The sequence below is a fragment of the Acidiphilium sp. PM genome, from assembly GCF_000219295.1.
Classification (GTDB): domain Bacteria; phylum Pseudomonadota; class Alphaproteobacteria; order Acetobacterales; family Acetobacteraceae; genus Acidiphilium; species Acidiphilium multivorum.
Window position 1 is genome coordinate 1 of the sequence record NZ_AFPR01000440.1, and the last position, 629, is coordinate 629.

Annotated in this window: 1 protein-coding gene; it reads right to left on the reverse strand. The window is 73.3% G+C overall.

Annotation, left to right across the window (positions count from 1 at the left end; translation table 11 throughout):
* The coding region (gene icmH, locus APM_RS13285; protein ID WP_039888775.1) for a type IVB secretion system protein IcmH/DotU at positions 1 to 629 on the reverse strand (629 nt) is incomplete at both ends.

Consider the following 629-nt stretch of genomic DNA (forward strand, 5'->3'; position numbering starts at 1 on the left):
TCCGCGCCGGGTGGGCGGCGACCGACTGCGCGTAGAGCGTGGCGGACTGGCCGCCGAGCCCGTAGTCGAAGGCCGCGTAGACAAGGGCCAGCACCCCGGCGGCCGCCACCGCGGCGACCCAGACCGGCAGGGACGGGCGGCGCGGGCGGTAGGGCGCCGCAACGCCCTGCCAGTGGGGCGCCAGTTCGGGGCTGGCGGCCGGGCGGGCGCGGCGGAGGACGGCATAGACATCCTCGCGCAGCCGGTCGATCTCGGCGGGGCCGCGCGGACTGAGCCGGTAGCGCCCCATGTAGCCGAGCGAGAGGCAGATATACATCAGCTCGAGAACCGGCAGGAACCGGCCCGGGTTCTGCATGATCTGCTTGAGGATGTCGAAGAAGCGCTCGCCGGAGCGGACCTCCTGATGGAAGGTGGACACCATCGAGCGCGCGGCCCAGGCGCCGCTGCTGCCCCAGGGGGTGGCGAGCACCACGTCATCGAGGCTGGCGCACAGGGCGTAATGCGCGGGGCGCAGCTGGTCGTTCGGGATGCCGGCATTGCGGCCCGCCTGCTCGAAGTCGCGCAACGCGCGGGCGGTGCGTTCGCGCAGATCGCCCGAATCGGGCTGGGCCAGGGTGTTGCGCAGGCGA